5 protein-coding genes are annotated in these 6872 nt (G+C 68.9%); 1 reads left to right on the top strand and 4 read right to left on the bottom strand.

The features are described from left to right. Positions 1-32: 32 nt before the first annotated feature. From IEX89_RS15005 to IEX89_RS15020, 4 genes are all read right to left on the bottom strand, one after another. Positions 33-2948 (bottom strand): PAS domain S-box protein, encoded by a 2916-nt coding sequence (locus IEX89_RS15005; protein ID WP_188914032.1) that lies wholly within the window; start codon positions 2946-2948, stop codon positions 33-35. 166 nt (positions 2949-3114) lie between these two features. After that, on the bottom strand, positions 3115-3843 hold the full coding sequence (locus tag IEX89_RS15010) for an XRE family transcriptional regulator (RefSeq protein ID WP_188914033.1): 729 nt from the start codon (positions 3841-3843) through the stop codon (positions 3115-3117). A gap of 783 nt (positions 3844-4626) precedes the next feature. Continuing rightward, positions 4627-4989, bottom strand: a complete 363-nt coding sequence (locus IEX89_RS15015; protein WP_188914034.1) for a hypothetical protein — start codon at positions 4987-4989, stop codon at positions 4627-4629. A gap of 9 nt (positions 4990-4998) precedes the next feature. Next, positions 4999-5574, bottom strand: coding sequence for a phage tail protein (locus IEX89_RS15020; RefSeq protein WP_188914035.1), 576 nt, complete (start codon positions 5572-5574; stop codon positions 4999-5001). Between the two features lie 298 nt (positions 5575-5872). Here IEX89_RS15020 and IEX89_RS15025 point away from each other — a divergent pair. Next, a partial coding sequence (locus IEX89_RS15025; RefSeq protein WP_188914036.1) for a hypothetical protein occupies positions 5873-6872 on the top strand: 1000 nt, incomplete at its 3' end.

Consider the following 6872-nt stretch of genomic DNA (forward strand, 5'->3'; position numbering starts at 1 on the left):
GGCCGTGGTGGATCGCGCCGAGCGTCCGGTGCTCAGCCCGTGGCGCCGTCCTCGGGCAGGAGCCGGGCGATCTGGCTCGCGAGCTCCGCCGGGCGGAAGGGCTTGGCGAGGCGTGGCAGGTCGGGAGCGATGGTCTCGACGTCTGCGTAGCCCGAGACGATCAGGATCGGCAGCGAGGGGCGCGTGCGCTGCGCGGCGCGCGCGAGGTCGACGCCGCTCATGCCCGGCATCAGGTGGTCGGTGACCAGGATCGCGAAGGGCCCGCCCTCGTCGAGGCGGCGAAGCGCCTCCTCGCCCGAGGTCGCCTCGCTCACCGAGAAGCCGAGATCGACGAGCATGTCGGCGACGCTCATGCGCACGAGCTCCTCGTCGTCGACGACGAGCGCCGCCCCGCGCTCCGCCTGCGCCGGCGCGGACGCGCCCGCCGGCCGCTCGGCGCCGGCGGCGTCCGCCGCGCCGACGGGGAGCCAGAGATGGATACGCGTGCCCTGCCCGAGCGCGCTCTCGATGGAGAGGGCGCCACCGAGCTGGGCGGCGAGCCCGTGGACCATGGACAGCCCGAGCCCCGTGCCCTTGCCGATGCCCTTCGTGGAGAAGAACGGCTCGATGGCGCGCGCCCGCGTCGCCTCGTCCATGCCGATGCCGGTATCGGCGACGGTGAGGCGCACGTAGGCACCCGGCGCGAGAGCGGGCACGGCCTGCGCCGCGATGTCGATCGTCTGCGCCTCCACCCGCGCCGGGGCGGCGGCGATGGTGAGCGTGCCGCCGCTCGGCATGGCGTCGCGGGCGTTCACGCCGAGATTGAGCAGCGCCATCTCGATCTGGTTCGCGTCGGCATGCGCCTTGGGCAGGTCCGGCGCGAGATCGACCCGCACCTCGATGGAGGGGCCGAGCGTCGAGCCGATCAGGTCGGCCATGCCGCCGACGAGGGTCGCGATGTCCACCGAGGAGGGCCGCAGCGGCTGGCGCCGCGCGAAGGCGAGGAGGCGCTGGACGAGCACCTTCGCCCGCTCCGCCGATTGCAGGGCCGCGTCGAGGAGACGTCGCTCGCGCTCGCTGCCGATGCCGCGCCGCACCAGCATGTCGAGGGGGCCGATGATCGGGGTGAGGAGATTGTTGAAGTCGTGAGCGACGCCGCCGGTGAGCTGGCCCATGGCCTCGAGCTTCTGGCTCTGGCGCAGCGCGTCCTCGGCCTTGGCGAGGGCGAGCGCCTGCTCGCGCTCGGCGGTGACGTCGCGCCCCACCGCGTGGATCAATCCGGCCTCGGGCACCGCGGTCCAGGACAGCCAGCGATAGGAACCGTCGCGGGCGCGGTAGCGGTTCTCGAAGCGGAACGTGGTCGCGCCCTCCCCGAGGCGGCCCATCTCGGCGAGGGTGCCGGCACGCTCGTCGGGATGGACGAGGCTCGGGAAGTCCGCGCCGACGAGCTCCGCCTCGCTCCAGCCGAGCAGCGTCGTCCAGGCCGGGTTGACGGCCGCGATCGTGCCGTCGAAGCGCGCCACGAGCATCATGTCCGTCGAGAGGCGCCAGATCCTGTCGCGCTCGGCCGTGCGCTCGGCGACGCGCCGGGCGAGGGTGTCGTTGAGCTCGCGCAGGCGCTCCTCGGCGAGGCGCCGACCGGTGACGTCGCGCACCATGCCCTCGATCCGCCGCGCCGTCCCGTCCGGGCCGGCGTCGACCCTTCCCTGCCCCGCGATCCAGCGCTCCTCGCCGTCGGCGCGGCGGATCCGGCACTCGAACTCCCAGCGGGAGAGGTCGGCGATGGCCTCCTGGAACGCCGCGTCGACACGCGCGCGGTCCTCCGGGACGATATGGTCGAGGAACTGCCCGTAGGTCCATTCCGGCAGCATGTCCTCGTAGCCGAAGATCCGGTCGTGCTGCGGGGAACGCCAGGCGGCGAGCGTGGTCAGATCGAGCTCCCAGGCGCCCAGCGCGCCGGCCTCGAAGGCGCGGGTGAGCCGGGCCTCGCTGACGCGCAGCTCGGCGGCGGCCGCGACGCGCTCCACGTGCGCCCACGAGCGGGCCGTGACGGCACGCAGCAGCGAGATCTCCTCGTCGGTCCACCGGCGCGGCACGCGGTCGTGGATCGCCATGAGCGCGGTGAGCCGCCCGCCCTTGACGAGGGGCATGCAGACGGTGGCGCCGATGCCGATCGCCTGGAAGGTCGCCGCCGCCTCCGGCGGGAGGTCGCGCCGGATGTCCTCGACGACGAGGGGCTCGCCCGCGCGCAGCCGCGCCACCGCGAGCGCCCCGAAATCGACGAGCCGGTAGCGCCCCACGATGCTGCGCGAAGCCGGCGCCGCCCAGTCGCCGCGGATGGTGAAGCCGTCCTCGTCCGCGTCCATGTCGGCATAGGCGCAGATCGCGAGCCCGAGATGCTCGCCCAGCATCCGCGTCGTCGTCGCCAGCACGGCGTCGGCGTCGGCGATGGGCACGCTCACGGCGCCGAGCCGATCGAGGAAGGCGAGCCGGGCCTCGCTCGCGCGCAGCGCCGCCTCGGCGGCGAGGCGGGCGGTGTCGTCGCGCACGGTGAGGACGGCGCCCGTGCGCGTGCCGTCGGGCGAAAGGATCGGGCGTGCGGAGCCGATGGCGACGACCTCGCTGCCGTCCGGGCGCCGGATGCGCCAGCGCGCCTCCTCCACCCGCTCCCCGTGGAGGACCGCGCGCGCGAGCGGCAGGTCCTGCGAGGGATGGGGCGCGCCGTCCTCGGTGAGCAGGCTGTAGGCGTCCGAATAGGCGTCGGGCGCGACGCCCAGCAGCTTCGTGCCGTGCAGCCGTTCGGCCGCGTCGTTGACGAAGGTGATGCGCCCCTGCGCGTCCGCGACGATGATCCCCTCGGCGAGCTGGGCGAGGATCGCGTCGCGCTGCATCGCATCCCAGGCCTCGACCGCTCCGGCCGAGGCACGACCGGTTTCGGAACGGGTGTCGTCTCGGTCGGGGTTGCTCACGGGCGGGTCGTCCTCGGGGCGAAATCGCGGGATGCCGCGGGCCTCTCCGTCGCCGGACCGCCGACGGCTGCGAACGAGTATAGACGCGAACGCACGGGCATGTCCCGCGGCTCCGTCGCGGAGCGGCGAGCGCCGCCGGCTCGGCCGGCGCGCCGTGGGTCGCGCGTCACACCATCCGCTGGATCATCCGCACCCGCCCCAGCACCACCAGCCGGTCGCTGCGCGCGGCGTCGAGCCGCGTCGCCTCCCCGCGCCCGGGCCCGTCGCCGTGGATCAGGAGATCGCCGTCGAAGCTGCGCTCCAGCCGCTTCACCAGCGCGCCGCCCGGCCACTCCACGGCGTAGAGCCCGCCGTAGCCCTCGACGCTCGTGGCGTCGAGGTCGATCACGGCGATGCCGCCGGCGTGCACCGGGTCGGCCGCCTCGCCGCGCACCGCCAGGACCCGCGCCCGGCCGGGCCGGATCCCGAGCTCTCGCAGCGTCGCCGCGCTGAACGGCACGCCCGGCCGCGCCGGCTCCTCGCCCCCCGTGTCGACGTGGGGCACCAGGATCGCCCCCTCCGAGCCCGCGTCTTGCGCCTCGCCGGTGAGCAGCCACGCCGCCGAGAGCCCCGTCACCTCCGCGATCCTGACCAGCATCGACGGCCTGGGCTCCCGCTCCCCCCGCACCACCTCCGACACCGTGCTCTGCGAAACGCCGATCGCGCGCGCGAACGCGCTCTGGCTGCGGCCGCCCATGGCGCGCCGCACCCGCTCGGCGATCTCCTGCTTGAACCCGGTCGGCGCGGCATCCGCGCCGTCGCCCTCGAAGAACGCCTGTTCCTCCTGCAAGCCTCCCCGATGCGAGCCCCCTCGTGCCCCGCCGGGAACGGCGTCGTCGTCGTCGGGATGCGTCATCGCGTATTCCTGCCCGTCGAACGCATTCGGGGTTGACGACGATCGGAGAATCGATCAGTGTCGAAGGTGTGAGGGAATATCGCGCTCGTCACGGCTGGTCTCGATCGGCTTTCCGTTCGTCTCTCGTCGAGGGAATCGGATTTGCGATGGTGTCCGCCGCCGTACATTGCGCATCCCCGGTCCCCGCGGACACGGGTCCGCCGTCCCACGGCTTCGGCAGCCGATGGGGCGACGCGTTCGCGTCCGTCCGGCCGGCCGCGGCCGGATTCGGTCGTTTGTAGACCCGATTGCGTATGAGGTCGATCCGATATCGACGGATGGAGGAGCTGTCGCGTGCGCGCATGTGCTGCAGGAAGGCCGGAGCTCGCCGCCGTCCGGGACGGCGGAGGTGATCCGGTGCGGGGGAGCCGCGAGGTCGCTTCGGCGCGCCCAAAACTGTCATCCCGGGCCGCGAACGCGGACCCGGGACCCATGAGCACGGGTGCCCGCCATAGCGTGCGCGGTAGCGCGCGCGGCCACGAGACGCCTGCACATCTCCCGGTGGACGGACGCGCTCCCGCGCGCCCTGACCCTACCCCCTCGTGTTCCGGGTCACGGATCGGCTTCGCCGTCCGGGATGACGGAAGAGGGCGCGCCCCCCTGTCATCCCGGGCCGCGAACGCGGACCCGGGACCCATGAGCACGGGTGCCCGCTACAGCGTGCGCGGTAGCGCGCGCGGCCACGAGACGCCCGCATCGGCGACACATGGACGGTCACGCGTCGCGCGACCCGTCCCCACCGCCTCACCCCGCGCGGGCGAACGTCAGCAGTTCGTCGAGCTCTCGAGCGGCAGCGTCGTGATCCGCCACGGCGCGGGCGGCGGCGGGGCGGTCGCCTCTCGCTTCGGCCTCGGAGCGGGCGTGGTCGGCCTGGCCGATGGCGAGGTCGAGGGCGTGCCAGCGGGCCAGCGCGGCGGCGGCGCCGGGGCGGCCGGCGGCGGACTGGGCTTCGAGGGCGTCACGCAGAGGGTAACGCGCCATGGTGTGGGCGCAGGCGAGATTGCCCGCCCGCGCCGCCTTGGAACAGAAGCCGCGCCCCTCCCGTCCCTCGTGGGCGAGCCCGCAGGGGCGGACGTGGAGAGTGTCGAGGAGGGGCACGTCGGTCATGGTGTGCGATCAGTCGCGCGGCGGGAAGATGCCAGTAAGTGCAATGATAAAGCTCACACCTTCGAACGGCATCCTGTTCTCATGTGATTGATTACCTCCGTTCATTCCGACTTGAACGGATGTTGATTGCGGAGCGAGCGTGACAGCGGCCCCGGCGGGGTTCGCATAAATGCTCGCTGTGCCCGCACTTCCGCGGACATTCACTGAGCCGGAGGATAGGACCTGCCCAGCCTGAGGAGAAACGTCACTTGCAGGAGTGTCGTAAGCCACCATGCTAGCTTGAGCCGGATGGTTATGCTGGGGCATCTGCGTTAACAGCAGAGTAACGCTTTCTACACCCGCTCTTGCGCCCAAGGGATAGAAGCTCAAGCCGGGCCCTTGACCCATCCCAGCGCCAATCGGGACTCGCGAGCGGAGGTCGGGCAGACCAAACGTAGTTCGACCATCTCCGCCATACGTTGTTCCAATCAGCGAAAACAGAGCGGTATTCTGGCTTATTGCAAGAAGTCCTCCGTTGCAATAAGACCACCCTCTCGGGGCAAAAGTAGGCGCCCAAAGCAAGACTGTGCCGATGAAGTATTCCATGTGCCCCTCCCAATCTGACGCGGAGCGGGGAGTGATTCGCAGCCCCGACGCGTTTGAGAAGAGCACAATTTCTAGTGATGTCCAAGCCCTCTACTTGCAGGAGCGTTCGGGCGATCTGCACCCAAGAGTGTGCTTGATGACGGCTCCGTTATCGTGCATTATCTAGCGCTAGTTGGGCATAGCTCGGTTAGGTGATTATGTTGCATCTAAATACGTCCTAAAATTGTATCAATCGTGTCTTAATTGCATGCACTAGAAGAGCCTCGTTTCGGCTTGGAAAAGCCACACGGAGATCAGTATGGCCAATGATCAGAATTTTGATGGGGCCACCGTTGGCACTATCAATCAGCAAAGCTTTACGCTTCAAGACTTCACCTTCGTCGGCAGCGGCGCATCTCAGGATCAGTATTTTACCATCATCGATGCGAACGATCCTCAATCAAGCCCCATAACAGAGAGTCCTACAGACTTTGCACTGCGACTCTCCGGGGCCTTCATTCCAAATACGTTCTCCATCCAATCTACAGATGGGAGTGAGTTTAAACTTGACTCACTACAATTGTATTATGTTTTTCTAGAGCCAATGATAATCGAGGGCCTGAGAGATGGTCAAGTTGTAATTGATGAAGATTTCTCATTCGCCCTGGGAACTACAGGCAGTATTTCATATAGTGAAAATGTCGACGCGGTCGGTACTCTCGCATTTACGGGCTGGGATAACATCGACGCGATACGTTTTAGAACGCAAACTGTATCGGCAAACTTAGATCTTGAGTTTGACGACATTAACGTGTCTGCTGTTCCGAATATTGCACCCACGATTTCTAATACAACAGCGAACCAAAACGTCAACGACACCGCCACCATCACACCATTCAGCACCGTCGAGATCTCCGACGCGGAGGACAACCCGGTCACGGTCACGGTCGCCCTCGACGTCGCCGCCAAGGGCGTCTTCACCGCCGCCTCGCTGACGGCATCCGGCTTCACCGACAACAATAACGGCACCTACACGCTCGCCTCGACGACCGCCGCCGCCACCACCGCCATCCGCCAGCTCGTCTTCGACCCCACCGACAACCGCGTCGCCGCCGGCCTCACCGAGACCACGACGTTCACCATCACCGTGAACGACGGCACCACCGACACCACCGACAGCACCACGACCGTCGTCTCCACCTCGATCAACGACGCGCCGACGGCGACGGGCGTGCCGACGAGCGTGTCCTTCACCGAGGACACGCAGGGCAACCTCGACCTCTCGGCCATCACCTTCGCGGACGCCGAGTCGAATACCG

Source organism: Salinarimonas ramus (assembly GCF_014645695.1).
Taxonomy (GTDB): domain Bacteria; phylum Pseudomonadota; class Alphaproteobacteria; order Rhizobiales; family Beijerinckiaceae; genus Salinarimonas; species Salinarimonas ramus.